Annotated in this window: 25 protein-coding genes; 6 read left to right on the forward strand and 19 right to left on the reverse strand. The window is 57.1% G+C overall.

What is annotated here, in order from left to right; translation table 11 throughout:
• The first annotated feature begins 75 nt into the window (after positions 1-75).
• The 3 genes from HEP89_RS22290 to trmFO all read left to right on the forward strand — a co-directional run bounded on the left by HEP89_RS22290 (position 76) and on the right by trmFO (position 2918).
• Positions 76-225 (forward strand): DUF1127 domain-containing protein, encoded by a 150-nt coding sequence (locus HEP89_RS22290; protein WP_006933294.1) that lies wholly within the window; start codon positions 76-78, stop codon positions 223-225.
• Between the two features lie 829 nt (positions 226-1054).
• Positions 1055-1204: a DUF1127 domain-containing protein gene (locus HEP89_RS22295; protein ID WP_006933293.1), complete on the forward strand. Its 150-nt coding sequence runs from the start codon at positions 1055-1057 to the stop codon at positions 1202-1204.
• Between the two features lie 295 nt (positions 1205-1499).
• Positions 1500-2918, forward strand: a complete 1419-nt coding sequence (trmFO, locus tag HEP89_RS22300) for a methylenetetrahydrofolate--tRNA-(uracil(54)-C(5))-methyltransferase (FADH(2)-oxidizing) TrmFO (protein WP_197923276.1) — start codon at positions 1500-1502, stop codon at positions 2916-2918.
• A gap of 128 nt (positions 2919-3046) precedes the next feature.
• On the opposite strand, the gene HEP89_RS22305 is transcribed toward trmFO, so the two are convergent.
• The 5 genes from HEP89_RS22305 to yajC form a co-directional block, all read right to left on the reverse strand.
• A complete protein-coding gene (locus HEP89_RS22305) occupies positions 3047-3898 on the reverse strand; it encodes a phytoene/squalene synthase family protein (protein WP_077292900.1) in 852 nt (283 codons plus the stop codon).
• A 25-nt stretch (positions 3899-3923) separates the two neighbouring features.
• Positions 3924-4301, reverse strand: a complete 378-nt coding sequence (locus HEP89_RS22310) for an Mth938-like domain-containing protein (RefSeq protein ID WP_022998711.1) — start codon at positions 4299-4301, stop codon at positions 3924-3926.
• 10 nt (positions 4302-4311) lie between these two features.
• Positions 4312-5262 (reverse strand): protein translocase subunit SecF, encoded by a 951-nt coding sequence (gene secF / locus HEP89_RS29925; RefSeq protein ID WP_062488805.1) that lies wholly within the window; start codon positions 5260-5262, stop codon positions 4312-4314.
• Positions 5263-5278: 16 nt separating this feature from the next.
• Positions 5279-6889: a protein translocase subunit SecD gene (secD, locus tag HEP89_RS29930; RefSeq protein ID WP_077292903.1), complete on the reverse strand. Its 1611-nt coding sequence runs from the start codon at positions 6887-6889 to the stop codon at positions 5279-5281.
• A gap of 71 nt (positions 6890-6960) precedes the next feature.
• Positions 6961-7296, reverse strand: a complete 336-nt coding sequence (gene yajC / locus HEP89_RS22325; RefSeq protein WP_022998714.1) for a preprotein translocase subunit YajC — start codon at positions 7294-7296, stop codon at positions 6961-6963.
• A 243-nt stretch (positions 7297-7539) separates the two neighbouring features.
• On the opposite strand from yajC, the gene HEP89_RS22330 reads away from it, so the two are divergent.
• A complete protein-coding gene (locus HEP89_RS22330; protein WP_022998715.1) occupies positions 7540-8412 on the forward strand; it encodes an ATP-binding protein in 873 nt (290 codons plus the stop codon).
• A gap of 119 nt (positions 8413-8531) precedes the next feature.
• On the opposite strand, the gene HEP89_RS22335 is transcribed toward HEP89_RS22330, so the two are convergent.
• The 11 genes from HEP89_RS22335 to nagZ all read right to left on the reverse strand — a co-directional run bounded on the left by HEP89_RS22335 (position 8532) and on the right by nagZ (position 18527).
• Positions 8532-9515, reverse strand: a complete 984-nt coding sequence (locus tag HEP89_RS22335; RefSeq protein ID WP_209014796.1) for a peptidoglycan DD-metalloendopeptidase family protein — start codon at positions 9513-9515, stop codon at positions 8532-8534.
• Between the two features lie 674 nt (positions 9516-10189).
• Positions 10190-10882, reverse strand: coding sequence for a protein-L-isoaspartate(D-aspartate) O-methyltransferase (locus HEP89_RS22340; RefSeq protein ID WP_228148039.1), 693 nt, complete (start codon positions 10880-10882; stop codon positions 10190-10192).
• 20 nt (positions 10883-10902) lie between these two features.
• Positions 10903-11661 carry a 5'/3'-nucleotidase SurE gene (surE, locus tag HEP89_RS22345; protein WP_022998718.1) on the reverse strand — a complete coding sequence of 253 codons (759 nt, stop codon included), beginning with the start codon at positions 11659-11661 and terminating at the stop codon, positions 10903-10905.
• A gap of 189 nt (positions 11662-11850) precedes the next feature.
• Positions 11851-13131, reverse strand: a complete 1281-nt coding sequence (gene serS, locus HEP89_RS22350; RefSeq protein ID WP_077292905.1) for a serine--tRNA ligase — start codon at positions 13129-13131, stop codon at positions 11851-11853.
• 71 nt (positions 13132-13202) lie between these two features.
• Positions 13203-14003, reverse strand: a complete 801-nt coding sequence (gene tatC / locus HEP89_RS22355) for a twin-arginine translocase subunit TatC (protein WP_022998720.1) — start codon at positions 14001-14003, stop codon at positions 13203-13205.
• Positions 14000-14428, reverse strand: a complete 429-nt coding sequence (tatB, locus tag HEP89_RS22360) for a Sec-independent protein translocase protein TatB (RefSeq protein ID WP_022998721.1) — start codon at positions 14426-14428, stop codon at positions 14000-14002. Before tatB ends, tatC begins: the two co-directional genes overlap by 4 nt.
• A gap of 41 nt (positions 14429-14469) precedes the next feature.
• Positions 14470-14694 (reverse strand): twin-arginine translocase TatA/TatE family subunit, encoded by a 225-nt coding sequence (locus HEP89_RS22365; RefSeq protein ID WP_022998722.1) that lies wholly within the window; start codon positions 14692-14694, stop codon positions 14470-14472.
• Between the two features lie 126 nt (positions 14695-14820).
• A complete protein-coding gene (locus HEP89_RS22370; RefSeq protein ID WP_152510849.1) occupies positions 14821-15960 on the reverse strand; it encodes an ABC transporter ATP-binding protein in 1140 nt (379 codons plus the stop codon).
• The gene (gene scpB, locus HEP89_RS22375; RefSeq protein WP_168693069.1) at positions 15960-16667 is read right to left on the reverse strand and encodes an SMC-Scp complex subunit ScpB; all 708 of its coding nucleotides are present in this window, start codon (positions 16665-16667) and stop codon (positions 15960-15962) included. Before scpB ends, HEP89_RS22370 begins: the two co-directional genes overlap by 1 nt.
• Positions 16657-17496: a ScpA family protein gene (locus HEP89_RS22380; protein ID WP_062491667.1), complete on the reverse strand. Its 840-nt coding sequence runs from the start codon at positions 17494-17496 to the stop codon at positions 16657-16659. The genes scpB and HEP89_RS22380 overlap by 11 nt, the downstream gene beginning before the upstream one ends.
• An 11-nt stretch (positions 17497-17507) precedes the next feature.
• Positions 17508-18527, reverse strand: coding sequence for a beta-N-acetylhexosaminidase (nagZ, locus tag HEP89_RS22385; protein ID WP_062488807.1), 1020 nt, complete (start codon positions 18525-18527; stop codon positions 17508-17510).
• A 117-nt stretch (positions 18528-18644) separates the two neighbouring features.
• On the opposite strand from nagZ, the gene HEP89_RS22390 reads away from it, so the two are divergent.
• Positions 18645-19658: an alpha/beta hydrolase-fold protein gene (locus tag HEP89_RS22390; protein WP_062488808.1), complete on the forward strand. Its 1014-nt coding sequence runs from the start codon at positions 18645-18647 to the stop codon at positions 19656-19658.
• An 18-nt stretch (positions 19659-19676) separates the two neighbouring features.
• Here the strand turns inward: HEP89_RS22390 and HEP89_RS22395 are convergent, their stop codons facing one another.
• Entirely contained in the window at positions 19677-20600 is a 924-nt protein-coding gene (locus HEP89_RS22395; RefSeq protein ID WP_062488809.1) for a DMT family transporter, read from the reverse strand.
• A gap of 132 nt (positions 20601-20732) precedes the next feature.
• Here HEP89_RS22395 and HEP89_RS22400 point away from each other — a divergent pair, with 132 nt between their 5' ends.
• Positions 20733-21650 (forward strand): LysR family transcriptional regulator, encoded by a 918-nt coding sequence (locus HEP89_RS22400; protein ID WP_062488810.1) that lies wholly within the window; start codon positions 20733-20735, stop codon positions 21648-21650.
• A 55-nt stretch (positions 21651-21705) separates the two neighbouring features.
• Here HEP89_RS22400 and HEP89_RS22405 read toward each other — a convergent pair whose 3' ends face one another.
• Together HEP89_RS22405 and argS are read right to left on the reverse strand one after the other, a co-directional pair.
• Complete coding sequence (locus tag HEP89_RS22405; protein WP_158514182.1) at positions 21706-24102, reverse strand: SPOR domain-containing protein; 2397 nt, start codon at positions 24100-24102, stop codon at positions 21706-21708.
• A gap of 208 nt (positions 24103-24310) precedes the next feature.
• Positions 24311-26080: an arginine--tRNA ligase gene (gene argS, locus HEP89_RS22410; protein ID WP_062488812.1), complete on the reverse strand. Its 1770-nt coding sequence runs from the start codon at positions 26078-26080 to the stop codon at positions 24311-24313.
• Positions 26081-26115 lie beyond the last annotated feature (35 nt).

Genomic DNA, 26115 nt, shown 5'->3' on the forward strand with positions numbered 1-26115 from the left:
TCGAGTGGTGAAATATATCATTTGACAACAACGGCGCGGAACGCACACGCGTTTCGATAATTAAGGAATAAGAAGATGTTTGACACCGTGCGCCAAAAGTACAGCAACTGGGTAAGCTACCGCCGTGCGGTTGACGAATTGTCCCGCCTTTCGGCCCGTGAGCTTGCCGACCTCGGCATCTGCCGCAGCGACATCAAATTTGTCGCGCGTCGTCAGATTGGCTGAATGAAATAAAGAGATCGCGTCCCTAGGCATCCTCCTCCCAGCCGACGGGCGTGTGACACGCAGGGCATCCTCCTCCCAGCCCTGTCACGTCGAAACGTCGCCCGCCAGCACCTCCTCCCGCTGGCGGGCGTTCGTTTTTCTGGCGTCCTGATTTCCTCCCATCCCTGTCTGGTCAGGCAAGAGATTCCTCAAAATTCTGACACTCCAACGCCAAGTGCGATATCTGGATGTGCTCAACTGTCTCCAGGTCGATGTCTCTGCTCTTGCGGCGACAGCTCGCTCATTCCTCCAAGCGAAGCATTCCCTGTGAGAAAGCCCAAACGATGCAAGTCAGCACAAAATAGGTATTCACAAGCTGGGTCGTTACCCGGGCCGGGGGCGCATTCGGATAATTTTATGTCTTCGCTTGTTGCGATGCCATGTTTTCGATTGGGCTGGTAGATCGACAACCTGTCTTGTGAACTCAACCGTCTTCTCCGCTATCGCCGCCTGCCTTCCGTCAGCGCAGATCACTTGTGCGTACTAGGTCAGTCTAGAGTTTTCAGGCGAGACCAAATGACGGACTGATCCGTAGAAAGGAACCCTCCCGACTCCATTTCCATTTCGCACCTGCGAACACTCAAATCATGACAGCTATGCGAAGCATGCGGGTCGTTTTGCCATTTCAACCCATTAAGGCTTTTTTAATCTGCATTTTTTGCATATCAGCTTCGCAATTTCCCCTCTACCTCGCACTGCACAAAACACCTATCTTCCAGCCTGTAAGAGATGAACGGGCCAGACGCCGATCCGCGGTGCCATGGCCATGAGATAGCGAAAGGCCTAAACCATGATCGATACTGTTGTTCGCAAATTCAATAACTGGAAACGCTTCCGTCAGACCTATGACGAGCTGTCCAACCTGTCCAACCGCGAACTGGACGACCTGGGCATTGCCCGCTCCGACATCGCTCGCTACGCGCGCATGTCTGCGAAATAACAAAGCTTCGCGGTCAGAAGGTATCCTCCTCCCAACCTGATGACCGCATCTTCCGCGCTCCATGCGTGGAACTCCAAAAGCGCCTGCCGGTACCTTCCTCCCACCGGCGGGCGTTTTTTTTGTTTTGTCGGCAATCATATCGGTGCCCGACATCAGACCATTCCGTCACATCGATATGGCGCACATTGCGGTTGCCCGACTTTGCCTGTAATCAGGGCGGCAAAGCAATTGTCCGGATCCACCTTGCCGCAAGTCGGTGACGAAAGGCGGCCGGAACAAGTCCCAGGGACACAAAATGACCCCCATCCATATCATCGGCGGCGGCCTTGCCGGTTCAGAGGCTGCCTGGCAGATCGCACAAGCCGGACTGCCCGTCGTCCTCCACGAAATGCGCCCTGTCCGCAAAACGGATGCTCATCAGACCGAAGGTCTTGCCGAACTTGTCTGCTCGAATTCTTTTCGTTCTGACGATTCCGAGCAAAACGCCGTTGGCCTGATACATCATGAACTGCGTCAGCTCGGTTCTCTCATCATGTCTTGCGCTGACGCGCATCAGGTACCTGCCGGCAGTGCACTTGCCGTGGATCGGGACGGATTCTCCAACGCTGTAACGACCGCACTTCAAAATCATCCAAATGTGACGATCTCGCGTGAGGAAGTCGCAGGTCTGCCCCCCTCTGACTGGGAAAAGGTCATCATTGCAACGGGACCGCTGACGTCACCGGCTCTCTCGGCGGCAATCCTGGAAAAAAGCGGGGAAGATGCTCTTGCATTCTTCGACGCTATTGCACCGATCGTCCACTTCGAAAGTGTTGATCTTTCCAAGGCCTGGTTCCAGTCCCGCTATGACAAGGTGGGGCCTGGCGGCACTGGCAAGGACTATCTCAACTGCCCGCTGGACAAGGTGCAATACGAAGCATTTATCGATGCGCTTCTTGAAGGTGAAACAGCGGACTTCAAGGAATGGGAAGAAAACACGCCCTACTTTGATGGCTGCCTACCAATTGAAGTCATGGCTGCCCGCGGCCGCGAAACACTTCGGCATGGCCCGATGAAGCCCATGGGACTGACCAACGCGCATAATCCGGAGGTGAAGGCCTACGCGGTTGTGCAATTGCGTCAGGACAATGCACTCGGCACGCTCTACAACATGGTCGGTTTCCAGACAAAGCTGAAATACGGTGCCCAGGCCGACATTTTCAGGATGATTCCAGGCCTTGAAAACGCACAATTTGCTCGCCTTGGCGGCCTTCACCGCAACACCTTCCTGAACTCGCCGAAGGTTCTCGATGGAACCTTACGGCTCAAAGCCGATCCTCGGCTGCGGTTTGCCGGTCAGATCACCGGCTGTGAGGGCTATGTGGAATCGGCGAGCGTCGGCTGCCTCGCCGGACTGTTTGCAGTCTTTGAAGCCCGCGGTCAGGAGATCGTCCCGCCACCCGCAACGACTGCCATGGGTGCGCTGCTCGGTCATATTACCGGCGGACATATCACACGGGACGAAGGTGCCGGCAAACCGGGCTCTTTCCAGCCGATGAATGTCAATTTCGGCCTCTTCCCCGAAGTGGACGCACCAAACAAGGATGAAAACGGCAAGCGACTGAAAGGCAAGGACAAGACCCGTGCAAAGAAGCTTGCGATGACCAATCGGGCGAAAACGGACTTCACGGGCTGGCAGGCCAAGTTGGGCCTTGTGAAACAGGCCGCCGAATAGTCGGTGCCGATTGGCCCCATGTTCAGGCATGTGCGGCCGGATCGAATGCATTTTCATGATTTTCAAACAGGCGCTTTTTCTCGCGGGAAAGCGCCTGTTTGCGTGTCTGGAAATCAGCCCATACGGGATCAGATGGCCTTCAGTACGTTCCCGGACGCTCGCCAGAGCATCCATTGCCGCCTGAGTTGAGACATCTCCGCGACCTGCTTCAACGGATCCAGGTCTTCCCGTTCCAGTTTTTTCAGGAATGGCTCCACAAGAACCAATGGCAGGTAGGCTGCCTGACAGGCAGTTGGTACTTCCTTCGACGCCTGACGCACACGGCCGATGTGGTGGCGGACATGGCCACGCATTTCAGCAAGCACAGCCCGAAGTTCAGCCGTCGTTTCTCCTCGAAACACTGACTGGACGTCAAGATTGTGCCGGTCACAGACGTCCTTCGGCAAATACATCTGCTGCCGCGACGCATGCCAAGGAAGTGCGCGCATCAAACCGGTCAGCGCATACGCCACGCCCGCGTGCCCTGCGGCCGTTGCCGTGCCGGCTTCCTTGCCATCATTCAAGACAAGGCAAGCCAGCTGGATCACCCCAGAAACGGTTTCACCAGCGTAACCTTCCAGATCGTTGAGACTTGGCATCTGGTCGTTGTAGAGATCGTAAACCCTTGCCTCCGCCATCGCCACAAGGCTTTCTTTCGGCAATTCGTATCGGTCGATCGTCTGCAACAAGGCATTGGCAACCGGATTGGACGCAACAGCTCCATGTTCCGTGCCTTCGAGCAGGTCTCGCCACCATTGTAGCCGAACTTCACCCGGAAGCGGTTCCGACACCAGTTCTCGAATACGGGAAATCTCGGCGCTGTAGGCATAGAGCGCCATCAGTCCATTGCGATGGGCTTCTGGTGCCAGCAACGCACTGAGATAGCGGTCCTTGTCAAATTGACGAACCACATCGGCAGCATGTTCAAAATCGGTCGTCATAAAGCCCGATAGCCTTTGAGGTGCTTCAGTCGACAGCGATCAGTGCAGCAGCTACAGCCCGGTCTTCCGACAAAAGCACATTGAAGGTCCGAAGCGCGGCGCCTGTCGACATCGGGTCGGACAATATGCCCGCCTCCCGAAACAGCGTTTTCAGCTCTGCCGGCAAAGGTCGAAGTTCCTTGCCGGTTCCGACCAGAAGCACTTCAATGTCCGCCTGTTCCTCCAGAACCTTCTGAAAGGCTTCAGGAGTAAAGGCGGACGCATCGCTAACGTCCCAGCCGTAGATTCCGCTCGGAACGCATAACAAGGATCCGCGATGAGACATCCCGGCAAACCGGAAGCCGCCGTTGCCATAAGCTTCGAGCGGCGCCCGACCGGGAAAATGCGCATCGCGGATTTCCATCGTACCGTCCCTAAGCCGACGCTTTCGCCTTTGGATCCTTTTCGCCATCGTCGTCCTTCGGAGACATGGCCTCCGCACGAAGATTGAACAGGATCAGGAAAGGAGCCGCCAGGAAGATCGACGAATAGGTGCCGATCACGATACCGAAGATCATTGCCAGGGTGAACGACTGGATGACCTCACCGCCGAAGATGTAAAGCGCGAAAAGCGCCAGCAGCGTCGTGAGAGACGTCATGGTCGTACGAGACAGCGTCTCGTTGATCGACATGTCGAGCACTTCCGTCAATGGCCGCTTCTTGTATTTGCGCAGGTTCTCGCGAATACGGTCATAAACGACCACGGTATCGTTGAGTGAGTAACCGATGATGGTCAGAACGGCCGCGATACTGGACAACGAGAAATCAAGCTGCAGCAGGACGAACAGGCCAATGGTTATGACCACGTCGTTGGCCGTTGTCAGAATGGCCCCAACTGCAAACTGCCACTCGAAGCGGAACCAGATGTAGAACAGGATCGCCAGCAACGAGGCGGCAACCGCGATTGCCCCTGCCTGAGCAAGCTCACCCGAAACACGCGGGCCCACAACTTCGACGCGGCGGAAATCCACTTCCTGACCTTCGAAAATGGTTCGCACCTTGCCGATAACGGCCTGCTGAGCAAGCTCGCCACCCGGCTGTTCTTCAACACGGATCAAAATGTCGTCCGACCCGCCGAATTCCTGCACCTGGACATCCCCAAGGTTCAGGGAAGACAGATCGGAACGGATCGAGGCAACATCGGCCGGACCATCGGTCTTGATTTCGATGATGGTACCGCCCTTGAAGTCGATGCCGTAGTTTAGCCCAACGGTGAAGAAGGCGGCGATTGATGCGATCACCAGTACGATGGACAGCGGAAAACTGACTTTCCGCAGCCACATGAATTTGATTTTGGTGTTGTCCGGAACAATTCTCAGCAACATTTGAAAGTCTCCCGGATCAAATCGGCAATTTCGACGGACGGCGGTGGCGGAGCCAAAGGGCTACCAGCAACCGGCTGAACGTGAATGCCGAGAACACTGTGGTGAAGATACCGATGGCCAATGTCACGGCGAAGCCCTTGACCGGACCCGAGCCGAGCTGGAACAGGATCACGGCGGCGATCAGAGTCGTGATGTTGGCATCCAGGATCGTACCGAGGGCACGGCTGAAGCCAGCATCCACCGCAGAAATGACAGATCTCCCTGCCCTTGCTTCTTCGCGAATACGCTCGAAAATCAGCACGTTCGCATCCACCGCCATACCGATCGTCAAAACGATACCTGCAATGCCGGGCAAGGTCAGTGTTGCCTGCAGCATTGTCAGCGCACCAAAGATCAGGAAGATGTTCACCATCAGAGCAAGGTCTGCAATGATGCCGAAGCGGCCATAGGCCAGGATCATGAAGACGATCACCAGACCGCCGCCGATGATAGACGCCAACTTGCCTGCTTCAATGGAGTCAGCGCCGAGGCCCGGACCGATAGAGCGTTCCTCGATGACGGTCAGCTTGGCCGGCAACGCACCGGCGCGCAACAGCACGGCAAGGTCGTTGGCGCCCTCCAGCGTGAAGCTGCCGGAAATCTGACCTGAACCACCGGTGATCGGCTCACGGATAACCGGCGCGGAAATGACTTCATTGTCGAGCACGATTGCGAACGGACGGTTGACATTCTGCTGCGTGATCTGGGCGAACTTGCGCGCGCCGGACTGATTGAAGCGGAAGTTCACAACCGGTTCGTTGTTGCGCTGGTCGAAGCTGACCTGAGCATCGACAAGGTCTTCGCCCGACAGGAGCGGCGCTTCCTCGAGAAGATAAGGAATGGGCGGATCATCAACCGAAGTCATGATGACAGTGCCTGCAGGCGGACGGTTCTGAAGCGCCTGTTCGCCGGACATGGACGTATCGACCATGTGGAAAGTGAGCTGCGCCGTCTGGCCGACGAGATCTTTCAAGCGTTCCGGATCATCTTCACCCGGCGCTTCGACCAGAATCCGGTCGGCGCCCTGGCGCTGGATGCTGGGTTCCGTAGTCCCCAGTTCATCGACACGACGCCGGATGACCTCGATGGATTGCTGGACGATATTCGTCATGCGATCCTCAAGGCCACGCTCGGAATAGGAAAATCGAACCAGACCGTCTTCCGTCACGGTCATGTCAAACTCATTGACCGCCTGACCGCCAAAAACACTGGAGGCCAGCGGGTTGACGAGTGGTTGCAGACGCTCTTCCGCATCGGCCAGCCGCGACAGATCGCGAATACGAACCTGAGCGGCGTCTCCCTGAACTCCGAGCCCCGTATACCCGATGCGCGGATCTTCGCGCAGGGTTGACCGGATATCGCCGACCAGCGCCTTCATGCGCTTCTGGACGTAATCCTGCTTGTCGATTTCATAAAGCAGATAAGCACCGCCCTGAAGGTCGAGACCGAGAACCATCTGGTTCTTCGGCAGGAAGTCCGGCCAGCTTTCAAGTTGTTTTTGGGAGAAGAAATTCGGCAGCGTGGTCAGGATGCCAGCGGCAACCACAAGCACGATCAGCGCGATTTTCCAGCGTGCGAAATAGAGCATGGTCAAGCCTTAAATGCAGCCAGGCCGATCTGAACCGGCCCGGCGGTATCATCGAAGCGGCGCGGATCGCGTTACGCGTTTTCCTTGGCCGGTTCGGTTTTGGAGCGCACTTCCTGCACCATGGAACGTACGAGACGAACCTTGACGCCCTCGGAAAGTTCGACCTGCACTTCACCGTCGTCTACGACTTTGGAAACCTTGCCGATCAGGCCACCGGTGGTCACGATGGTGTCACCACGGCGAAGGTTGGCAACCATGTCCTGATGCTTCTTCATGCGCTGACGCTGCGGGCGGATGATCAGGAAATACATGATTGCGAAGATCGCCACGAAAGGCAGGATCTGGATCAAGAAACCGGAAGCGCCTGCCGGACCGGCTGCCTGCGCGTAGGCTGGTGTGATAAACATTCACTTCTCCTAAGTGGCGTTTTTGGTGACCACCGACCCCTCTGTCGGGTCTTCGGCAAAAACGCTCTCATTCTGGTGGCGCGGACTATAACTGCGGCGCGCCTCATTTCAAGCTTTGCAAGCAGTTTCCAGCGTACCGGTATGGGAATAACTGACGTTTTCGTGTTTCCCGCACCGTGTTAATCCTGCCATCACTTAATTCAGGGCCTGACATGGGCCTTTTTGACAGGGCTTGCAAGAAGAATGAACGCTGAAAACGACCTCACCGCATTAAATGCAAAACTCGATTCCCTGATCGACCTTATCGCACGTGCGGTGCCAGCCCGTCCCGGCCGCCCGGATTTTTCGGTTGCTGACGCTTTCGTCTGGGCGCCTGATCCAGGTGAACTGCTACCGGTTCAAAAGGTCAATCGCGTCGATATCACGTTGCTTTGTGCGGTTTCCCATGTGCGTGATCTTCTTCTCGACAATACGCGCCGGTTTGCGAAGGGATTACCTGCAAACAACGCATTGCTCTGGGGCGCCAGAGGCATGGGCAAATCCTCACTGGTCAAGGCTGCCCATGCAGCGATCGCCGTCGAAAACGCTTCCGCCGGCTTGAAACTCATTGAAATTCATCGAGAAGACATCGAGTCGCTGCCCAAACTCATGAACCTCATCCGGGACGTTTCCTGCAGGTTCATCGTCTTTTGCGACGACTTGAGTTTCGACAATGACGACACCTCGTACAAGTCGCTCAAAGCCGTTCTTGAGGGCGGGATCGAGGGTCGGCCTGACAACGTCATTTTTTATGCCACTTCGAACCGCCGTCACCTTCTGCCAAGGGACATGATCGAGAACGAACGCTCGACAGCAATAAACCCCGCAGAAGCCGTTGAAGAAAAGGTTTCGCTGTCGGACCGGTTCGGGCTTTGGCTCGGGTTTCACAAGTGCAGCCAGGACGACTACCTGGATATGGTGCGCGGGTATGCCGCACACTTTGACCTGAAGATCGAAGCCGACGAATTGCGGGCAAAAGCGCTGGAATGGGCGACGACGCGCGGCAGCCGGTCGGGCCGTGTCGCCTTTCAGTTCATTCAGGATCTGGCCGGCAGGCTCGGCAAGACGATTTCCTGAAATGACAAAGCCCGGCGCAAGGGCCGGGCTGATTGACAAGGTTCACGGTTTTTGGCCACGGACTGCCTTTTCTCATCCGGCGGATCGCAAGGTCCCACCGGATACGAGAATTGTCAGCGTCAGCGTCGCGGCAGGTATTTCAGCGGATCGACGGGCTTGTTGCCCTGGCGCAGTTCGAAATGGAGCTGCGGCTGGTTGACTGACCCAGTCGCGCCCGCCAGCGCAACCACGTCGCCGCGGCGGATCGTATCGCCCCGCTTGACCTTCAACTCGCTGTTGTGTGCATAGGCAGAGACCCAGCCGTCATTGTGACGAACGAGGATCAGGTTACCGTAGCCCTTCAGTTCGTTGCCTGAATAGATCACGGAACCGTCGTCAGCAGCATGAACAGGTGTTCCTTCAGGAACAGCAAGATTCACACCCTCGTTCTTTCCACCACCCGGCTTTGCGCCGAAGTCGGAGATGATACGGCCACGAACAGGCCACCGGAACTTGGCATCCGCGCTGTCGTCTTCCTGAACCTTGGCAACGACAGTTGGCGTCTTGATCGGTTCTGTGGGCCGGGCTTCCTGCGTGAGAGCGGGCTGTGGCAGCTTGGTTTTCTCTACCGTTCCCGACGGTGCCGCAGCAACGGGTTGCGAAGCGGCGGATGAAGTCTCTGGCTGACGGCGCGGTGTTGGCACGCTTGAGGAAGACGATCCGGACGAAATGGAAGCTGTCGTCAGAGTTTGATCGGATCCACCAGGCTTGCGCCTCGGCAAGGTGCTGACGCGGTCAACGTCGACCTTGCCCTGGCTGATATCAGCAAATGTCGGCTGCTGACCGTTCTTCTGATCAGGCCTCGGCATCGTCCCGACAGACGTCGGCACGGAGCCAGTGACAACATTATCGCTTCGTCCAGCTGTCGGCAGTTTGACCTTGCCGCTTTCGCCTTCAGTCGTGCTCGTTGAACCGTTTCGTTCAGCGTAAACGTAAGTCGGGATGATGACGCTCTGGCCCGGCTGTACCTTTGCCGGGTCGTCGATGCCATTGACAGCAACAATAGCCTGGATCGGAACACCATACCGGCGTGCCATGGAATTGATGGAATCACCCTGACGCATTTGCACCCGGGTTCCGCCGGCAGATGTCCACCCTTTCCAACTCCTCACATTCCCGGCCGATGCCACCGCTTCAGGTGCGGGCTGTGTCGCAACTGGTGCTGTGCGGACAGGTGCAGGACGCTGAGCCGTCGTCACCGGCGCCGGCAACGGCGCAGACTGGACAGATGGTGCTCTGTTCGGGATGGACCCCGTCGTCACCGGCTGGGATGAACTCTGTGGAAGCCCTGCGGCGGTCCCTCCAGGCCCATTCACGATATCCTGGTATGTCGGCTGCTTCTGGCCGCCGTTGAGAATATCCCGCTGATTCTGGGTATTGCCCGTATAATAGGGTGGTTCACCAAATCGCTCGACCGCGCTGGAACATCCCGCGAGAGCAACAGCAACCAGCGACACTGTCGCTACCTTGCCCATCAGATCCCTGCGGAGGGTACGCTTCCGCTTCATCATCGCCTTAACTCTAACCGCTGACTGTGGCTGTTATGGTTAAGAGTAGACGGCAGTAAGGTTTATAAAGGCTAAAGACGGTTGACGCTTTCGCTGAAAAACAACGATTTCTCAGTATTGAAGCAAACCAGAAAGCCAGCAATCGCGCCGATTATAGTAAATTTGAACAGGCAAGTGGTCGAGTAAGCTCAACGAATGCATGGGCCAAAGAATCGGAATGAAACACCGTTCTAGAGCTTCTTGGCGATTCCCGGCTGCAACATGACCGTCCGCACCATCATCAGCGTTTCCGCAGTCACAACACTCTCGGTTTTCTGGAACTTGATCAACGGCTGGGCCTTTTTTGCCTGACCGACCGGCGCGATCAGGATACCTCCCGGTTTCAGCTGCTGCAGCCAAGGATCTGGCACTTCTTCCACTGCCGCGTTGACGACAATCCTGTCGTAGGGGCCTTTCTGGCGAAACTCGCTCAAACCGTCGGCCTGCCGGGCTTTCACGTTCGTCAGTTTGAGCGCCTCAAAACGACGTGTCGCCAGATCCGTCAATGTGGCGAACCTGTCGAGCGTTTCCACCTGGGCGGCCAGATGGGACATAACGGCTGCCTGATAGCCGGAACCGGTCCCTATCTCCAGAACCACGTGACTGGAGTCGATTGCTAGCGCCTGTACCGTGAAGGCAACGATCGAAGGTGCTGAAACGATCTGCCCGCATTCGATCGGCAGCATTGCGTCTTCATAGGCAAGACTGTGATGGCGTGCGGACAGGAAAAGGCGCCGGGGGACGCGTTCAATTGCAGCCAGTACGTTCCTCGCCCCGACACCGCGCTGTCGCAGTGCCAGAACCAATGCAGCGCGGGCTTCCGCTTCATCCGGCAAAGCGGACGCCATCGTCCTGTTTTCCTTGCCGGGCAATTGACCGGCCATGAACCGTTCCCCCTCAGGGTTTACCCCAATGCCTCCGCCAAGTGTGTCACCAGGTCGTGGGCTGTCAGATCTATGCGTAGCGGCGAAACGGAAACATATCCATCCGCAATTGCCTGCAGATCGGAATTATCAAGTACGGATTTGCCGCGATCCTGAAAACGCAGCCAGTAATAGGGATAACCACGCCCGTCCGAACGCTCGTCGATGGACAGTCCGCTTTGTTCATGGTGCCCCTGTACGGTAACCTTGATCCCCTTCACGTCCTTGGCGTCACAGGCCGGAAAGTTGACATTCAACAACGTATATTGCGGAAGTTCGAAATCGATCAGCCTGCGGAAGAGCGCTGGTGCGTGGGCTTCAGCGGTCGAATAGTCCGGCTCGGCACGCACATCCCAGTTGTAAGCCTGGGAAACGGCGATCGACCTGATCCCGAGGATGGCACCTTCCATCGCCCCGGCAACGGTTCCGGAATAGGTCACGTCTTCAGCGAGGTTCTGGCCCCTGTTAATTCCCGACAGCACTAGATCCGGTAAACCGGGAAGCACCTTGCGCACGCCCATGATCACGCAATCGGTTGGTGTCCCTTTCAAGGCGTAGTGCCGGTCATCGAGCTTACGAAGGCGCAGCGGGTCGCTCAGTGTCAGGGAATGGGCAACACCACTCTGGTCGGTTTCAGGAGCGATTACCCAGACATCATCGGAAAGTGTCCTGGCAATGTTTTCCAGAACCGTCAGCCCGGGAGACTGAATTCCGTCGTCATTGGTGATGAGGATACGCATCTCGATCTTTGCTCCGTTTTCCCACAAGCTCTTCTGACTTCAGGTCCGAAGAGCCCCAAATGAAGATGGACGGCAAACTTGCGCGGTTGCCGTCCATTGCAATCAAAATTCCGGCAGTATGCTGCGACTGAACGCCAGCGCTCACGATCCACGCAATGCCGATCAGGCCGCCGTTCCCGCCGGTCCCGATCAGCCGATCTTTTCCAGACCACCCATGTAAGGTCGCAGAACGTCGGGAACGGTGATCGTGCCATCGCCATTTTGATAGTTTTCCAAAACGGCAATCAGAGCCCGGCCAACTGCGATACCCGATCCGTTGAGGGTGTGCACGTGGAGCGGTTGCTTGGAGTCGGCGGGCCGGAACCTTGCATTCATGCGGCGCGCCTGAAAGTCGCCGCAAACGGAACAGGACGAAATCTCGCGGTAGGTATCCTGTCCGGGCAGCCAGACCTCGATGTCGTAGGTCTTGCGTGCGCCAAAGCCCATGTCGCCGCTGCACAAGGTCATCACCCGGTAATGCAGGCCGAGTTTCTGCAGTACCTTCTCCGCGCAACCCAACATGCGTTCCAGTTCGTTGAGCGAGTCTTCCGGCTTGGTAACGGAAACGAGTTCGCATTTCTGGAACTGATGCTGGCGCAGCATTCCACGCGTATCACGCCCGGCAGACCCGGCCTCGGACCGGAAACAATAGGTAAGCGCAGTCACACGAAGCGGCAGTTGATCTTCTGGGAGAATCTCACCGGCAACCAGATTGGTCAGCGGTATTTCGGCCGTCGGGATCAGATAGTGATCCGTAGTGGTCTTGAAGAGGTCTTCCTCGAATTTCGGCAGCTGACCGGTCCCGTAGAGCGGATCGCTATGAACCAGAAGCGGCGGCGAAACCTCGGTGTAGCCATTTTCCTGGGTGTGCAGGTCAATCATGAACTGGCCAAGAGCACGTTCCAGCCGGGCTATCTGCCCCTTGAGGATCACGAAGCGCGAACCAGACAGCTTGGCCGCAGCGGCAAAGTCCATGCCGCCGAGGTCTTCGCCCAGCTCATAGTGTTCTTTCGGAGCTTCATTGAACGTGAAGACCGGTTTTTCACCGTGCGTCTTCAGAAGCACGTTGCCGGCTTCATCCTCGCCCACAGGAACATCGTCATGCGGCAGATTGGGGATGACGGCCATGGCCGCTTCCAGATCGGCAATGAGCTTACGCTCTTCTTCTTCACCCGACTGAATGAAAGCCTTGATCTGTGCGACTTCGTCAATCAGCTCCTGCGCACGCGCGTCATCGCCCGAACCCTTGGCCTTGCCGATTTCCTTGGAGGCGGCGTTGCGCCGTTCCTGGGCTTCCTGAAGTTTGGTGATATGGGAGCGACGGGAATCGTCCAGTGCGATCAGCTTGGCTGCGGAAGCTTCATAACCCCGTTTAGCCAAAGCCCGGTCAAAGGCGACTGCGTTTTCCCGTATCCATCTAATATCAAACATCTTCGCTTCCCGAACGACGGTCGTTTCAATCAATTCCGTCTGTCAATCCGGGAAGCGCAGCGTTCAAAGCATCAAGCGGCCGCATCCTCGGCTTCGCGTTGAGCCTCCCTTTCGGCACGCTGGCGTTCCACCAGTTTGACGGACAGAATGGAGACTTCGTAGAGAAGCAGCGTAGGCAGCGCAAGACCGATCTGCGAGATCGGGTCGGGTGGTGTCAAAATTGCAGCAGCAGCAAAGGCACCAACAATCGCATATTTGCGTTTCTGGCGAAGCGTATCGGAGCTCACCAGGCCAGCCCTGCCGAGCAAGGTCAGCACCACCGGCAACTGGAACACCAGGCCGAAGGCGAAGATCAGGATCATGATCAGGCCCAGGTATTCACTCACCTTGGCAAGATGCTGAATGGCAACCTTACCGGTGGCCGCAGCCTGTTCCTGAGACAGGAAGAAGCCCATGGCCATGGGCATGACCAGGAAATAGACGAGACAGGCACCGATCAGGAACAGAACAGGCGTTGCGACCAGAAACGGCAGGAACGCGCCACGCTCATGCTTGTAGAGCCCGGGCGCCACGAACATGTAGATCTGGCTGGCCACGACAGGAAAAGCCAGAAAGAGCGCGCCGAAAAGCGCGAGCTTCAACTGGGTGAAAAACCATTCCTGCGGCGCGGTGAAGATCATTTCCACCGGGTGGCCCTCTCCTGCAGCACGCAGGTAAGGCACAGTCAGGATGTTGTAGATATCCGTGGCGAAATAGAAGCAGATAACGAACATCACGAGGATCGCACCGATCGACCACATAAGTCGTTGGCGCAGTTCGATCAGATGTTCGATCAGTGGCGCCTTCGAGGCGTCGATTTCGTCCTGGCTCATGCCTTTACATCTTCCGTCACCGGCGCGGTTTTCGGCTTGGCCTCGGTTTCAGCCTGGGCTGTTTCCGTAGGAGAAACCTTGTCCGCATTTGCGCTGTCTGCCGGCGGCGACGCCGGTTCGCTGGCTGCCACTTTTGGCTTGTCGGCTTTCTTGGTCGCGTCTTCTTCGATGGATTTTTTCAAATCACCCAACGGATTGAAGTTGGCGGCCGATTCGACCTGCTTCTTCATGTCAGCGATATCGGCCTGTTGTTCGGCCTCACGCAGCGCGTCGTTGAAGGTCGACTGGAACTCACGCGAAAGCTTTCGCATCTTCCCAATCGTCTGGCCAAGTGTGCGCAGCATGCGCGGCAAATCCTTTGGCCCCACGACGATGATCGCCACACAGGCGATCACCAATAGTTCGGTCCACCCGATATCGAACATGAGATGTATCGTCCCTTAAGGAGACGCGATGCAGATTGAGATCAGCTCGCTTTGGTCTGATCTTCGGCGTTCACGGACGATGCCGTTTCGCTGCTCTTGTGGTCGATGGTCTTCGGAGAGTCGGCTACGTCGTCTTCGGCCATGCCCTTCTTGAAGCTTTTGATTCCCTTTGCAACATCACCCATGAGATCGGAAATCTTGCCACGTCCGAACAGCAGAACAACGACCACTGCGATGATCAAGATCTGCCAAATACTAATGCCCATACGCCAAACTCCTGATAATCGGCTTTAAAAGCCCTTAGGCCCTTCTTACAAAAACGGCCCACTCCCTGCAACATGCCAGTCTATTTGATTTCGATCACTTAGACGGAATGATAAGTTGCCCTCCCCTTAGACTTGGGAAGGTGAACGCGGAAAAACAAGCACGTCTTTCGGATCAGTCGTGACGGCGACGTCCATTCCACGCTCCCAGGGACTGCCCGCACGAACCCTTGCCTGAAGGGGATGATTGAGCCCGTCTATTGCAATAGACAACAAATCGACCTCGCCGACGAATCGTTTCGAACGAATTCTGCCGGGAACACCGCACAATCCGGCATTGTTTAAAACAACGCCTTGTGGCCGAACGCAAACATCAACCTTCTGCCCCGGCGACAAACCCTCCGATGATAAGACGCCGACCGGCGTTTCGACACCTGCCGGGGTCACAACACCTTCCAACTGGTTCAGTTCCGAAAAGAACCTGGCGGCAAACAGGTCGACGGGCGCCTTGTAGAGGTCTGCGGCCGTGCCGTGCTGAACCAGGCGGCCCTGGCGCATCAGTGCGATCTTGTCGCCCATGCGCATGGCTTCTTCCGGATCGTGGGTCACAATGATGCAGGTGGCGCGCGTTTCGCGAATAACCGCGAGCGTTTCATCGCGCACATTGTCACGAAGACGTTTGTCGAGACCCGAGAATGGTTCGTCCATCAGGAGAATGCCAGGCCGGGGAACCAGTGCACGGGCCAGCGCGACACGCTGTTGTTCACCACCGGAAAGCGCGTGAGGATAGTCGGCTGCATAGTCCGCCAGACCGACACGGCCGAGTGCGCTCAGGGCGGCGGTCTGGGCTTCCCGTCTTGGCATGTTGGTCAGGCCGAACATTACATTCGCCAGAATGCTCATATGCGGAAAAAGCGCGTAATCTTGGAACATCAGGCCGACACCGCGCTTTTCGGGAGGCTGAAACAGTTCATCGCCGGCGATTTCCCGGCCGTTGATCAGCACCCTGCCCTTGCTCTGACGCTCAACGCCAGCGGCAATACGCATCAATGTGGTCTTGCCGCAGCCGGAATGACCAAGCAGACAAAGGATCTCGCCCGGCGCGATGGACAGGCTCAGGTCCTGAACCGATGTCACGCCATCATAATCGTGAGATACATTCTCAAAGACGAGACCAGCGGCGATGGTCGCCCCGGCTGTTCCGGGCGCACCCCAGCTCAGCGTATGGCCATTGCCATTGGTTGAATTCGGCATCTTGCGATCAGGCATCAGGATCCGGCGGTCTCGTCCGCGTCATCATCGTCAAACAGAGACCCGTCTTCTAGTGGATCCTCATCTTCCGTCAATGCGATATCGTCATTGGGTGTCGGCACAAGGAACGAGGCCGGCACGGCGCTGTCCAGAAGCCCCGCTCCCTTCAGCTCCTCAAGTCCCGGCAAGTCTCGGACATTCTCCAGGCCGAAGTGGATCAGGAAATGATCGGTGGTTCCGTAGGTGACGGGACGGCCGGGAGTTCTGCGGCGTCCTCGCATTCGTATCCATGTCGTTTCAAGCAGAACATCAAGCGTTCCCTTGGACGTGGAAACGCCTCGGATTTCCTCAATCTCGGCGCGCGTGACCGGCTGGTGATAGGCGATGATCGCAAGCGTCTCGAGTGCTGCGCGCGACAATTTGCGCTGCTCTTCGACGTTCCGGTGCATCAGGTAGGCGAGATCCTCAGCCGTTCGGAAGCACCACTTGCCGGCGACCCTGACCAGATTGACGCCTCTCGAGGCATAGGTTTTCTGCAACTCCTCGAGAAGGCTCAACACATCCGTGCCTTCTGGCAGACGTAGTGTCAGCTCTTCAAGCGACAACGGCTCGGACGAGGCGAACAGCAACGCTTCGACCATGCGAAGGCCGGCTGGATCCAGAGGCTTTGATGGAGCGGTTTCCCCGTCGTTTTCCAACTGCAGAAGATCGAAATCAGACGCCATGATCCGGCTCCTTCATGACAGCACGGATATAGACAGGGGAAAAAGGTTCGCCCTGCCGGATTTCGACCTGACCTTCGCGCACCATCTCGAGACTGGCGCTGAAGGTGCTTGCGACAATCGTCGCCCAATCCTTGTTGTCGTAGAGATAATCGCGCAGATAGGCATTCATTGGGGCCCATTCACCGACCCGGCCAACCAGTTTGGTGAGCAGTTCGCGCGCTTCCTGCAGCGACCACACCGTCCTGCGCAACACACGGACGGAGGTTACGGATTGCCTTTGGCGCTGCGTGGCATACGCAGACAGCAGATCGTAGATGGAAGCGTCCCAGATACTCTTGTGTTGCACCGACATGGTTTCAGGCTCACCACGATGGAACACGTCCCGCCCCTGTCTGTTCCGGGTCAGGAGTTTTTCGGAAACTTCCCGCATAGCTTCCAGGCGCCGCAAACGGAAAGCGAGAGCCGCGGCAAGTTCCTCACCTGTCGGTTCGTCCTCATTCTTCTGCTCAGGCAGCAACAGTTTGGACTTCAGGAAGGCAAGCCATGCAGCCATGACCAGATAGTCCGCGGCCAGCTCCAGCCTCATCCTGCGGGCTTCGGCCACGAATTCCAAGTATTGTTCGACGAGTTCGAGAATGGAAATACGCGCAAGATCTACCTTTTGCGTTCGCGCCAGGCCTAACAGAAGGTCGAGCGGGCCTTCGAAACCTTCCACATCGACAACAAGTTGCGGATCGGAACTCGCACGCTCCTCGGGAGTGCTGACAGAACTGAGAAGATCGTAGGAACCATCCTGCTGTCGCTTCGAGCTGTTTTCCAATTCCGCCATTGCCGCTCCGGTCAAACGCCCTGCCAGCCGGTCAAGGTGTGAAACTCATCAAAGGCCGCAAGCCTGTCAAATTCCGGATCGGGAACCTGGAAGCCGCTCAAGGCCGTCTCGCAACGCCGCCTGGCTGCACCCGAAAGCTCGGGCACCACCTTCGCGACTGCAATCATTTCATCCATATCACCATTGCAGTGCAAAACGATGTCACACCCTGCCTCGATGATCTTGCCGGACCGGTCCTCAAAACTGCCACCGAGCGCCTTCATGGAAATGTCGTCGCTCATCAGACAGCCGTCGAAGCCGATTTCACCCCTGATGATTTCCTGAATGACTTTCGCGCTCTGCGTCCCAGCTGTATTCGGATCGATCCCCTCGTACACAATATGGGCTGTCATCCCCAATGACACGTGAGAAAGGGCCTTGAAGGGCCGGAAATCCACGCTTTCCAAAGAAGAAATGGCCGCATTGACGCGCGGCAGCTCCAAATGGCTGTCGACACGTGCGCGTCCGTGGCCCGGAATATGTTTGATCACGGGCAACACGCCACCCGCCAAAGCACCTTCCGCCATCGCCTTGCCAAGTATTGCAACGACTTCCGGATCCTGTGAAAACGCCCTGTCTCCGATAGCATCGACAGTTTCAGGGAACCTGACATCCAGACAAGGCAGGCAATCGACAGATATTCCGACCTGGTAGAGATCATCTGCAATCAGCCGCCCGGCAAGCCAGGCAACTCTTTGTCCTGCTGTAGCGTCCCGGTCGTACAGATCACCATATGCCTTCGGTGCCGGATACTTTGGCCAATGAGGTGGCTTCAACCGTTGCACCCGGCCGCCTTCCTGATCCACCAGAACGGGTGCATCGCTCCGGCCTACAGCTTCCCGAAAAGCCGACGTGAGTATCCTGACCTGTTCCGGCGTTTCGATGTTGCGCGCGAACAGGATCAGTCCCCAAGGGTCTTCCTGCTGGAAAAAGTCGATTTCGGAACTTGTCAGGGTCGGTCCGGCACACCCGGATACAAAGGCTTTGGTCATTGATCCGGCTTAGCCGCAGCGCTGGGAGCCGTCAAGAAATGCAAGTGCTGCCTCTTGCACCCTTGTCACTATCTTGCAATCTAGACGCCCTTCGTCCCAGATCTGATTGGAGCCCCCATGCGCGCGCGTCTCGACATTCCTGCCGGCACCCTGCACCGTTTTTCCCATAGATCTGAAATTCTTGGACGAAACCGGCTGGGGGATACGGCAACGCGCGAGATCCACGTCTATACCCCTCATGGTCATGACGGCAGCGGCTTGCCGCTTTTGGTGGATATCGTCGGATTTACCGCCGGCGGCCCGGCTCACACGAACTGGAAGAATTTCGGTGAGAACGTACCGGAGCGGCTCGACAGGCTCATCCATGACGGTGCCATGCCACCTGTTGCAGTCGCTTTCCCCGACTGTTTCACGCGTCTTGGCGGGAACCAGTACATCGACAGCGACGCTATGGGGCCCTGGGCAACCTGGCTGACAACCGAAATGCTGGAAGATGTTGAAAATCGCTTCAAGTGCGGCGGCACCGGCAAGCGCGGTATCTTCGGAAAATCCTCAGGAGGCTACGGCGCCATCATTCATGCGATGAAACACTCAGACGTCTGGTCTGCCGCTGCCTGCCATTCCGGTGACATGGCGTTTGAACTTTGTTACCTGCCCGAAATGCCAAGCGCATTGAGGGCAATTTCAAAAGCGGGTTCAATCGAAGCCTTCGTCCGGGATTTTGAAAAGGGTCCGAAATATCCGGGCAACTCACTTCATGACTTGATGACCTTTGCCATGGCTGCAACCTACGATCCGGATCCCGATCCGGAGGTCTTTTGCGGCATCCGTCTGCCTGTCGATCCGGAAACATGCGAACTCATTGAAGAACGCTGGAATGCCTGGCTGAAGTGGGACCCAGTGCACATCGTAGGTGATCACATCGATGCTCTGAAATCCTTGAAGGGCCTTTGGATCGAATGCGGCGATGTCGATCAATACAACCTGGTCTATGGTGCGCGCCGCCTGCACAGGAAACTGAGCGAAGCCAGCGTTGACCACGTCTATCAGGAATTCAGCGACAATCACTCGTCAGTGGATTACCGGCTGGATGAGAGCCTGCCGTTTCTGGCAGAAAAGCTCAGTCATTGACCTTTGGCGCCAGGCATCTCAGGAAGCCTGGCGGAACTTTCTGAAAGGGTTCGGCAGGGTCAGAATAGCACCGCCCGCCACAATCAGAACGGCCCCAAAGACAGCAACGCGAGTGGGAATTTCTCCCCAGACTGCAAAACCGAAAACAGCCGACATCACCACTGTGCCGTAATACACGGGGGCAAGTGTTGCCGCCCCTGCTCTTCTGTAGGCGGAAATATTCATGGACTGGCCGACAATTGCCAGTGGACCCATCCAGGCAAAAATCAGCAGATCGCTCCAGGAAATTCCATCTTTGACGATCAGCCAAAGGACCGGCCCGCTCAACAGCACCGCGGCAAAGACATTGACATATGCCAGGATGGTGACGGTGTCCTCGCGCTGGGCAATATAGCGCATGATCAGGGCTTCACAGGCCATGAACACGGCGCCGATGAGCGCTGACATGACGCCAGCCAACGCAAGCTCGTCATAACCCGCAGCACTTTCCGCAGACCGGACCACGAGATATGCACCTGCAGCGCACAACACACCTGCGACCCAATGACGACCGGTGATCACCTCCTTGAGAATAAAACCAGCCAAGATGATGGCGATGATACCTTTTGTGAGGCCTATTGCGGTTGCGTCCGCCAAGGGCAGAACACTGGCGGCGTAGATGGAGCAGGCAAGTCCACCAACACCACAAAACGCTCGCATGAGGTGCAGTTTCCAGAGCGGGCTGACACGCGTGAACACCGGAACACGCTTGACGGCCGCAACACTCACGATCGTTGCAGCTCCCCCAATGAACCGAAGCCATACCAGCACAGCAACCGGCAACAAACCTCCAGACAGTTTACCAGCGGCAAATATCGGTGTGAAAGCGGCCATGCCGGCAAGTGCAAGCAAAAGGGCGAGCAACGTGTTATCCGGGCGGTGATAGACGGAGTTCTGTGACATTCAACGGTTCCAGGTAATTTCAAGAGAGTCTTATCACTGCTCCGGCAGCCAAATCAGTCGTGAAAACCCCATAACGGGTATGCGTATACGCATCACGTTGCTCCGCGCCTTGTATATTGGTATAACCCACCCATGAACTGGGATGATCTGAAACTGGTTGATGCCGCTGCCCGCATGCGCTCTCTCTCCGGGGCGGCAAAGGCACTGGACATCAGCCAACCGCAACTGAGCCGCCGCCTGAAGAGCTTTGAAGACCGGATAGGCGCAAGACTGTTCGACCGTACGCCGACAGGACTGAAACCGACGGATGCCGGGCTGCGCCTGATCCCACTTGCAGATGACATGCGCAAGAAGGCGGAGGCGGCTGCACGGATCCTGCCCGATCTGTCCGGATCGGCACTGAAGGTTGTTCGTGTCGCCGTAGACGAGGTCCGTGCGCGGGTTCTGACTGACCGGTTTGAACTGCTGACGGGCCTGCTCGACGGTGTCGAGCTTGAACTGATATCAAGCCACCAGCATGTCAATCACCAGTCACGCAGTATTGAGCTGCAGATCCGCAATTGCCTTCCGGAAACCGACACGTTGATTGCACGGAAAATCGGTGAATTGGCCTACGCGGTTTACGGTTCGGCCGATTACGTCGCAAAACACCCTGCCGCCAGAACACCGGACCGTTACAAACTCTGTACATGGCTTGGCTTTGCTCCAGACGACCTCTGGTATCCCTCGCAGATGCGCTGGCTGGAAACCCGGCTGGCACAGATGCCGAAACTGCGATCCAATACCATGACGACTCTCATGAACATGACCGCATCGGGAGCCGGATTGTGTCTCTTGCCGGTTTTCATGGGCGACAGTAACCGCGAGCTCGTCAGATTGACTGAGCCGCTTGCGGAACTCACGAACGTCGAACACATCATCGTTCACCGGGACTTGCGCCGGGAACCCGCCGTGCGCCAGGCCATGGATGCCATCGCCGAGGTCTTCCGTCACATGGGACCGCAGTTGCGCGGCACCTCATTGAACGAGCCAGTCGCAGCAGCAGAATAAAACGGCCGGGAATACCCGACCGTCTCACTTACGCTTTTCGATTGTGTAGTCTGTCTCAGGGCTGTCTGCGAACGAAACAGTCGCCACCGGCTGCCTGGAGGCTTTCGCACAAGCTTATTGCTTCATCGCGCGACCCGGTCGGGATCCGCGCCCTGTAGAACACACCCCTGTCTTCAACGGTCGCTGCAACGATCACCGCGTTCCGGTTACCCAATACAGCCGGGAACCGCCGTTGCAGTCCAGAGTATGCGTCGCTTGCAGCGGCTTCAGAACGTTGAGACGTTACCTGAACGATATAGGTCCCAGACGGGATGCTGCCGCCGGAGGTGCTGGCAACAGGTGCCGGTGCTGCGGGCGCAGTTGTTGCCGGGGCAGCAGGCTGTTGCGTCAGGTTAAGCGGACTATCGTTCTGCTGCGCCTGCGCCGGTGTCGAGACGACGGCTGGAGCACTTGCAACCTGGACAGGAGCATCCGGCTTCTTGCGAGGCACAACTGACGGCACCGGTGCAGCAGGTTCACTTGCAGTCGGTTCCGGCGCTACGTCAGCACCGGTTACGATTGCCGGTGTATCGGGCTGAGCCGGTTCCGGTGCAGTGGCTGACGGATCTGCAGGCGCGACATCCGCACCGGTCACGACGGGCGACGTGGAAACCACCCGCGAACCGTTTTCGCCGGAAGCCGCATCAGGCTGCGCCGGTGCCGCCGGTTCAGGCTGCGCCGGTGTCGCTACAGCAGGTTCTTCACCTTCAGGAATGATGGTTCCGTCCGGTCTCACGACCACAGTCCTCACCCGTTTCGGAGTTCCGGGAACGAGATCGGCGTCGCCGTTGGTGCCTGCAGGTGCCGGCGGCAGCTCTGCGGGTTGCGGAGATTCTGTCGGGATAAGCCTGTCTGGTCCGGCTACACCAGTGCCGTCGACCCGATCATAAATAAGCTTGCCGGCCTGATCGTTTGCCGAAGCCTGGCTCTGCTCCGGATATACCTTGAGCGGCTCCTGCAGACCGCTGATGACCGGTGGCGGACCACTGGGTACAGGAACGGCGTCGCTATCGAACAGAAAAAAGCTTGCGCCGCCCAGGACAGCAACGCCAAGCACTCCAGCTGCAACGAACAAGCCTTTCCGGGATTTTTCGCCCGCATGCGGTATCGCGTTGCGTTCGGCTGCCGAGTGAGGCGGCAGGACGCCAGCACCGGTAAGGCTTGGATCGCTTTCCTGCATTGCCCGTGCAACCGCATCAAGGTCATAGCCTTCCGGCGGTGGCGGCGTTTCGTCGTCTTCCGATTGAGGAACCGCTGCAGCTGCAGCAGGCCAAGCCATATCGTCCAGGTCCGGCTCTGTTGATGGAGTGTCCTGCGACGATGGGTCGATCGAGCCACCAACAGGCTTCCGAGACGTTGGAGCCGGGAAGTCAAGATCGGCAAAAAGGGCGTCAATGCCGGCAGGATCTCCTGCCTGTTCCGGCGCGGCTTCCACCTTTTGCGCCGCCGGTTCGGACTGAACCGGGTTCAGCGCAGCAAAGAAGTCATTCTCGTCAATCTGCGGACGTTGCCCGGTTACAGGCTGCTGGTAGTTGGAGGTTTCGAATACCTCCTCATCTCCAGCAACTGCCTCAACCGGTTCATCGTGTTGCACGCCACCAATCCGGTAGTCGTCCGAGGGACGCGGCGCATCAATTGGCTTCGAAATGCTGGACGCTGCGGTCCCAATGGCGGGAGACACGGACGGCGCGCTCGGCACCTGGGTTGCGCGGGTCAAGCTGTCAGAGGCGGCAAAATCCGTTTTTTCGCGGGAGTATGAAGATGCCGTTGGCATCACAGGAATTGAGGGAGTTTGAGGAGCAGCCTCTTCCACCTCGTCTGCATATCCCATATCGGGCGCGCTTGCCGGATGTGTCTCGTCAACGGACTGACGCAAGGCGCCGATCAACTCGTCTTCCAGTTCTGCCGTAAGATTCTGTTCGAGATCCATGGCAACGGAAGGTGCAAGATAAGACTTGTCGTTTGCGCCCTCTGGCTCAGCCTGCACTGGGGCAGCCTGTGGCGTGCGAAACTGCACGACATGATCCACCGGAGCATGTGACACGCCAACCGGGGGAGCGACTGGTTGTACAGGTTCTGCGGCCTGCTCCGGCTCGCTCGGCCAAAGCGAAGAAACGTGTGAAGAAGGCGTCACTGGGGCTGTTTGAACCGGCTCTTCCAGCTGGAAAGACTGCTCGAAGCTGGACGGCGGTGTCGCCGCGTAGAAATCATTCCTGGAGGCGCTGTATGTTCCTTCAGGTTCTTCTGCAAAGTCCGCGCCAGCAGGGGCTTCAGGCGTATTCGACACCGGACGTAGATTTGAAAACGAAGGTTCGATGCGCGACGGCGCCGGGGTGGATTGTGCAGGCCCATCGCCTGCCACATCGTCCAGCCCCGCAAAATAATCTGTACTACCAACGCGGCCGCTGCTCACATTTGCCCCCGATTGCTTGTTCTTGTGGACAATCCGGGCCAATTCAACCAGCGGATCCTCCGCGGCCGGCCGTTCGCCGCCCGCCTCGTTTTGCGAGGCGCGCAAATCTGATCGCTTTGTTTCGTAGTCTTGTGACATGAGCTTTACGAAAACCGGTCCACTTCAAGTCGCTGGCGAGCCATTTAGTCGTTCCCAGCGGCCATTAAAACTAGCGCATTTCTTCAGGAGCATTCACGCCGAGAATCGTTAGACCTGAAGCGAGCACCAAAGATACTGCACGAACCAAAGCAAGACGCGCTAGGGTTAATTTCAAGTTACCGGCCTGAATAAAACGTAAATGAGGCAATTCGTAGCCTTTATTCCAGTGGCCATGCAAAGAACTAGCGAGTTCATGTAGATAAAACGCAATTCTGTGCGGCTCATGTGTTTCTGCAGCTGCTTCGACCACTTTCGGCCATTCCGCCATCTTGGCGATAAGCTCCTGCTCGCCGATATCATCCAGCAAGGTGAAATCGGCCCCTGCAAGATCATCAACCGCATAGCCGGCTTCCTTGAGTTCATCGGCCGCCTGCCGCAACACCGAACAGCAACGCGCATGGCCGTATTGAACATAGAAGACCGGATTGTCTTTCGATTGTTCCGTAACCTTTTTGAAGTCAAAGTCCAGCGGTGCATCATTCTTGCGGAACAGCATCATGAAGCGAACCGGGTCCGGCCCGACTTCATCCACGACATCGCGCAGTGTGATGAAATCGCCGGAGCGTTTGGACATCTTGACCGGTTCGCCGTCACGCATCAGCTTCACAAGCTGGCAGAACCGGACAATAACTTCCGTCTTGCCGTCGGAGATCGCCTTCCCGACTGCCTGAAGGCGTTTGGCGTAACCGCCGTGATCGGCACCAAGCACGTAGATCGTTTCGGAAAAACCCCGTTCGAACTTGTCCTGGAAATAGGCGACGTCGGCAGCGAAATACGTGTAGGAACCATCGGACTTCTTGAGCGCCCGGTCGGTATCGTCACCAAAGTCGCTTGCGCGAAACAGTGTTTGCTCGCGGTCTTCCCAGTCATCAGGAACCTGACCCTTGGGTGGCGGAAGCGTGCCTTCGTAAATCAGACCCTTGTTCCGGAGAGTTTCGAGCATGTGATCGATCTTCGAACCGTTGCCCGAGCCGCGATCATGCAAGGTTCTTTCGGAATAGAACACCTCGTGTTCCACACCGAGCGCTGCCAGGTCCTGCCGGATCAACTCGAGCATGGCGGCAATCGCGCGTTCCTTTACCAGCGGCAGCCAGTCGCTTTCTTCCTTGCTTACCAGCGACGGACCGAACTCCGCTTTCAGTTTTTCACCGACTGGCTTCAGGTAGTCTCCCGGATAAAGGCCAGCCGGAATGGCGCCGATGTCCTCGCCAAGTGCCTCGCGGTAGCGCAGGAAGGCGCTACGAGCCAGCGTATCGATCTGCGAGCCTGCATCGTTGATGTAATATTCCTTGACCACGTCATTGCCGGCAAATGCCAGAATGTTCGCCAAGGCATCACCCACGACCGCTCCACGGATATGACCGACGTGCATCGGACCAGTCGGGTTCGCGGAAACATATTCGACGTTGACCTTCGGAGCAGGAGAACGTTCCTGGGCTCCGAAGCGGATACCCTGATCCAATACGCTGCCCAGAACCTTGTGCCAGACCCCCTGGGCGACACGCAGATTGATGAAACCAGGGCCGGCAATCGTCGTCTCGGTAATTTCCGGGTCAGCGTTGAGCTTGGCAACGAGCTGCTCGGCAAGATCGCGCGGCTTCATGCCGAGTGGTTTTGCAAGTACCATTGCAGCATTGGTGGCAAGGTCGCCATGTGCCGGATCACGCGGTGCTTCCACGACGACTCGCGAAAGATCTGGCGCCTCTCCATTTGCATCTTTTAAATCAAGGTCTTGGAGAGCGTCTTTGACGCGCAGCGTGAAGTCCGCGAAGATATTCATAGAACACCGGTCTGGTTTTGGTTTTCAAACACAAA

It is taken from the genome of Labrenzia sp. 5N, from assembly GCF_012395805.1.
Taxonomy (GTDB): domain Bacteria; phylum Pseudomonadota; class Alphaproteobacteria; order Rhizobiales; family Stappiaceae; genus Roseibium; species Roseibium algicola.

Bases quoted from the DNA above. Each gene is read 5' to 3' on its own strand.
- HEP89_RS22290 (WP_006933294.1), top strand. From the start codon at position 76: ATGTTTGACACCGTGCGCCAAAAGTACAGCAACTGGGTAAGCTACCGC.
- HEP89_RS22295 (WP_006933293.1), top strand. From the start codon at position 1,055: ATGATCGATACTGTTGTTCGCAAATTCAATAACTGGAAACGCTTCCGT.
- trmFO (WP_197923276.1), top strand. From the start codon at position 1,500: ATGACCCCCATCCATATCATCGGCGGCGGCCTTGCCGGTTCAGAGGCT.
- HEP89_RS22305 (WP_077292900.1), bottom strand. From the start codon at position 3,898: ATGACGACCGATTTTGAACATGCTGCCGATGTGGTTCGTCAATTTGAC.
- HEP89_RS22310 (WP_022998711.1), bottom strand. From the start codon at position 4,301: ATGGAAATCCGCGATGCGCATTTTCCCGGTCGGGCGCCGCTCGAAGCT.
- secF (WP_062488805.1), bottom strand. From the start codon at position 5,262: ATGTTGCTGAGAATTGTTCCGGACAACACCAAAATCAAATTCATGTGG.
- secD (WP_077292903.1), bottom strand. From the start codon at position 6,889: ATGCTCTATTTCGCACGCTGGAAAATCGCGCTGATCGTGCTTGTGGTT.
- yajC (WP_022998714.1), bottom strand. From the start codon at position 7,296: ATGTTTATCACACCAGCCTACGCGCAGGCAGCCGGTCCGGCAGGCGCT.
- HEP89_RS22330 (WP_022998715.1), top strand. From the start codon at position 7,540: ATGAACGCTGAAAACGACCTCACCGCATTAAATGCAAAACTCGATTCC.
- HEP89_RS22335 (WP_209014796.1), bottom strand. From the start codon at position 9,515: ATGCGTCAGGGTGATTCCATCAATTCCATGGCACGCCGGTATGGTGTT.
- HEP89_RS22340 (WP_228148039.1), bottom strand. From the start codon at position 10,882: ATGGCCGGTCAATTGCCCGGCAAGGAAAACAGGACGATGGCGTCCGCT.
- surE (WP_022998718.1), bottom strand. From the start codon at position 11,661: ATGCGTATCCTCATCACCAATGACGACGGAATTCAGTCTCCCGGGCTG.
- serS (WP_077292905.1), bottom strand. From the start codon at position 13,131: ATGTTTGATATTAGATGGATACGGGAAAACGCAGTCGCCTTTGACCGG.
- tatC (WP_022998720.1), bottom strand. From the start codon at position 14,003: ATGAGCCAGGACGAAATCGACGCCTCGAAGGCGCCACTGATCGAACAT.
- tatB (WP_022998721.1), bottom strand. From the start codon at position 14,428: ATGTTCGATATCGGGTGGACCGAACTATTGGTGATCGCCTGTGTGGCG.
- HEP89_RS22365 (WP_022998722.1), bottom strand. From the start codon at position 14,694: ATGGGCATTAGTATTTGGCAGATCTTGATCATCGCAGTGGTCGTTGTT.
- HEP89_RS22370 (WP_152510849.1), bottom strand. From the start codon at position 15,960: ATGCCTGATCGCAAGATGCCGAATTCAACCAATGGCAATGGCCATACG.
- scpB (WP_168693069.1), bottom strand. From the start codon at position 16,667: ATGGCGTCTGATTTCGATCTTCTGCAGTTGGAAAACGACGGGGAAACC.
- HEP89_RS22380 (WP_062491667.1), bottom strand. From the start codon at position 17,496: ATGGCGGAATTGGAAAACAGCTCGAAGCGACAGCAGGATGGTTCCTAC.
- nagZ (WP_062488807.1), bottom strand. From the start codon at position 18,527: ATGACCAAAGCCTTTGTATCCGGGTGTGCCGGACCGACCCTGACAAGT.
- HEP89_RS22390 (WP_062488808.1), top strand. From the start codon at position 18,645: ATGCGCGCGCGTCTCGACATTCCTGCCGGCACCCTGCACCGTTTTTCC.
- HEP89_RS22395 (WP_062488809.1), bottom strand. From the start codon at position 20,600: ATGTCACAGAACTCCGTCTATCACCGCCCGGATAACACGTTGCTCGCC.
- HEP89_RS22400 (WP_062488810.1), top strand. From the start codon at position 20,733: ATGAACTGGGATGATCTGAAACTGGTTGATGCCGCTGCCCGCATGCGC.
- argS (WP_062488812.1), bottom strand. From the start codon at position 26,080: ATGAATATCTTCGCGGACTTCACGCTGCGCGTCAAAGACGCTCTCCAA.